At 65.1% G+C, this 3,151-nt stretch carries 4 protein-coding genes; all 4 read left to right on the top strand.

The features are described 5' to 3' along the window. Positions 1 to 106 precede the first annotated feature (106 nt). The 4 genes from tnpA (at position 107) to IE113_RS16110 (ending at position 3,117) form a co-directional block, all read left to right on the top strand. Positions 107 to 469: an IS66-like element accessory protein TnpA gene (gene tnpA, locus IE113_RS16095; RefSeq protein ID WP_189543345.1), complete on the top strand. Its 363-nt coding sequence runs from the start codon at positions 107 to 109 to the stop codon at positions 467 to 469. Next, complete coding sequence (gene tnpB, locus IE113_RS16100) at positions 466 to 822, top strand: IS66 family insertion sequence element accessory protein TnpB (protein ID WP_373297886.1); 357 nt, start codon at positions 466 to 468, stop codon at positions 820 to 822. The genes tnpA and tnpB overlap by 4 nt, the downstream gene beginning before the upstream one ends. 61 nt (positions 823 to 883) lie before the next feature. Then, positions 884 to 2,482, top strand: coding sequence for an IS66 family transposase (tnpC, locus tag IE113_RS16105; protein ID WP_189543347.1), 1,599 nt, complete (start codon positions 884 to 886; stop codon positions 2,480 to 2,482). Then, positions 2,479 to 3,117 carry a UPF0149 family protein gene (locus IE113_RS16110; RefSeq protein WP_189543348.1) on the top strand — a complete coding sequence of 213 codons (639 nt, stop codon included), beginning with the start codon at positions 2,479 to 2,481 and terminating at the stop codon, positions 3,115 to 3,117. Before tnpC ends, IE113_RS16110 begins: the two co-directional genes overlap by 4 nt. Positions 3,118 to 3,151 lie beyond the last annotated feature (34 nt).

The following is a 3,151-nucleotide window of genomic DNA, read 5'->3' on the forward strand; positions in this document are numbered from 1 at the left end:
GTAAGCGCCGACGGAACCCGGCCTTGTCAGTTTCTGGGCGGTGATGGAGTTCGCGAGGCGACAGGAGGCTTTGCGAGTGGATATCGAGCAGTCAAACGAGCCTCGTATGAGCGGTCGGCACGACGGTGCGGCGCTCGTTCGAGTGGAGCGCCGGCGCCGTTGGAGCGACGAGGAGAAGCTGGCGATCCTGAAGGAGACGACCGAGCCGGGCGCGATCATGGCGGTGGTGGCGCGTCGGCACGGGATCGGGACTGGCCAGCTTTACACCTGGCGGCGGCAGCTTTTGCGCGGGGCGATGGCCGGGTTCGTACCGGTGGAACTGGTCCCGGATGCGCCGACGGTGCCTTCGGTCCCGCATGGCCGGATCGATATCCGCGCCCGGGGCGGATTTACGGTGTCGGTCGACAGTCTGGTTGATCGCGGCGCGCTGAAGATGGTGCTCGAACTTGTCGGGGAGCTCGAGCTTTGAGCCTGACGTTGCCACCATCGGCGAAGATCTACCTGTCGCTGGCGCCGTGTGACATGCGCAAGGGCTTTGACGGGTTATCGGCGCAGGTACGCAACATCCTTCGGCTCGACCCGTTCTCTGGCGCGGTGTTCCTGTTTCGGGGCAAGCGCGGGAATCGCCTTAAGGCGCTGGTATGGGATGGATCGGGCTTGTGCCTGTACGCCAAGCGCCTGGAACGCGGAAAGTTCGTGTGGCCCAGGGCGAGCGAAGGCGCGGTGCGACTGTCGGCTGCACAGATGGCGATGCTGATCGAGGGCCTGAACTGGAAGCAGGCGATCGTACACGACGAGGTGGTGGCGCCGAGCTTGGTCTAGCTGAAAATCTCTCAGAAAACCGGGATTTTGCTGGGGTTTTGCCCTCGCATCGGCTATGAAAATGGCCATGCGGTTCGAGCTTGATCGCCTTCCTTCCGACCCGGTTCTCCTGCAGCGGATGCTGCGGGAAATGGCCGAATTGCTCGAGCAGGAGCGCGCTGCGTTGAATGCCGCCAAGGCGGTCGTCACCACTCAGGGCCTCACGATCGAGAAGCTCGAGCATCGCTTGGCACGACTGCTGCGCGTCCAGTTTGGCCGCAGCTCCGAGAAGATGGATATCGCCCAGTTGCGGCTGATGTTCGACGAAATCGACACGCCTGTTGCCGCCAACGATGACGCGGGATCACTTGGCGAGGTGCGGCAGCCGGCACCGCGTAAGGCCGGGGTCAGGGCGCCGATCCCGGCACATGTGCCGCGCCAGGTGGTCGAGCATCGGCCGGGGACATGTTCGCCGGGCTGTACTGGTCAGCAGACGCAGATCGGTGAGGACGTCACCGAAGTGCTGGACTATATCCCGGCGCGCTTCCGCGTGATCCGGCACGTGCGTCCGCGTATTGCCTGCCGGATGTGCGAGCAGATCCGCCAAGCCCCCGCGATCGACCTGCCGCTGCCCAGGGTCATGGCCAGCAGTGCGCTGCTGGCGCATCTGATCGTAAGCCGCTTCGTCGATCACGTGCCATGGAATCGGCAATCGGTGATCCTGCGCCGGCAGGGCATCGACATCGATCGCGACGTGATGAGCCGATGGGCCCGCAAGCTCGCCTGGCTGATGGCGCCGCTGGGCGAGCGGCTGCTGGCGTACATCCTGGAAGCGCCGAAGATCCATGGCGACGACACGCCAGTCACCTTGCTGGGCAACGGGAATGGCAGTGCCATCGCACGCTTCTGGGTCTATCTGCGCCATGGCTGGTCGAGCGGCGACATGGAACCGCCAGCTGTGGCTTACCGCTTCAGCGCGGATCGCGGCGGCCAACATCCGGCCGCGCACCTCGCCAATTACCGCGGCTTTCTGCAGGCGGACGGCTTTGCGGGCTACAACGCGCTCTACCGCGACCCAAAGACCAAGGCACCACGCGATGTTGTCGAGGTTGGCTGCTGGGCCCATGCGCGGCGCAAGTTTACCGACGTGCTCGACAAGAACCCGTCACCGGTCGCGGCCGAAGCCGTGGTCAGGATCGCCGAGCTCTTTGCGATCGAGCGCGAGATCAAGGGCGCGCCGCCGGACCAGAGGCGGCGGGCCAGGCAGGAACGCGCCTTACCCAGACTTGCGTCGCTGCGAAGCTGGCTGGAGACTATGGAGCAGGGGCTGTCGTCCGACAGCGCTCTGGCCAAGGCATGCCGCTATCCGCTGAATCGGTGGGCCGCCATGATCCGCTACTGCGATGACGGCCTGCTCGAGATCAGCAACAATCTGGTCGAGAACGCCTTGCGCGGTGTGGCCTTGGGGCGCCGCAACTGGATGTTCGTTGGCTCGATCAAGGGCGGGCAAGCATCTGCGCTGTTCTACTCGCTGGTCGAGACCTGCAAGCTCAATGGCGTCGAACCGGAGGCTTGGCTCACCGATGTGATCGAGCGGATCGGGAGCCATCCGATCAACCGGATCGACGAACTCCTGCCATGGCGCTGGCAGGCGGCTCGCGATACTGCACTGGCGGCATGACTACCGCAACACCGCACCCCGCCATCCAACTGCCGCTGGTCCGCGACCCCGGCCTCCTGCCGGCGTTGGAAATGGATGGCTACCTCACCGGCGTGCTGGTCACGCCGCACCTGGAAACCGCGCAGTGGGTCATGGGTCTGTGGCGAGAACGGCCTGCGGTCGATCCTGCCCGGATCGAACAGGGCCTTGTTACGGTCCTGGCCCATCGCAAGGCTATCGAGGCCAGCTTCACCAAAGGCTGGCCCGGCTTCGCTCCCGCCTTCTGCGAGCCGGGTCAGAAGCCAGACCACGGCAAGGTCAGGACCTGGGTCAGGGGCTTCTGGAGCGCCATGAAGCTGGCGCCGGATTACTGGTCGGCCATCGCCGAGGACGAACGCACCGCCACGTTCGTTGCCCTGTTCACCGGCTTCATGGACATCGGCGAGCCGTTCGAAGAGCGCGAGGACGCCGACGAAATCCGCGACGAGCACGCCGCGCTTCTCCCGCGTGCGCTCGTCGGAATGCGCCAGCTCGCACTCATGCGCGAAGACAAGAAACCCGCTCTTCGCGCAATGCAGACCGGCAAAACAGGGCGCAACGAGCAATGCCCATGCGGCTCAGGCAAGAAGTACAAGCGCTGCTGCGCAGCAGCCTGACGCCGCGTCAACGCCGCCTTCCGTCGGCGCTTAC

Origin of the sequence: Novosphingobium arvoryzae (assembly GCF_014652615.1) — a bacterium.
Classification (GTDB): domain Bacteria; phylum Pseudomonadota; class Alphaproteobacteria; order Sphingomonadales; family Sphingomonadaceae; genus Novosphingobium; species Novosphingobium arvoryzae.

What these genes read in the sequence shown, in the direction of transcription:
- IE113_RS16110 (WP_189543348.1), top strand. Translation starts at nt 2,479, where the DNA reads ATGACTACCGCAACACCGCACCCCGCCATCCAACTGCCGCTGGTCCGC.
- tnpC (WP_189543347.1), top strand. Translation starts at nt 884, where the DNA reads ATGGCCATGCGGTTCGAGCTTGATCGCCTTCCTTCCGACCCGGTTCTC.
- tnpA (WP_189543345.1), top strand. Translation starts at nt 107, where the DNA reads ATGAGCGGTCGGCACGACGGTGCGGCGCTCGTTCGAGTGGAGCGCCGG.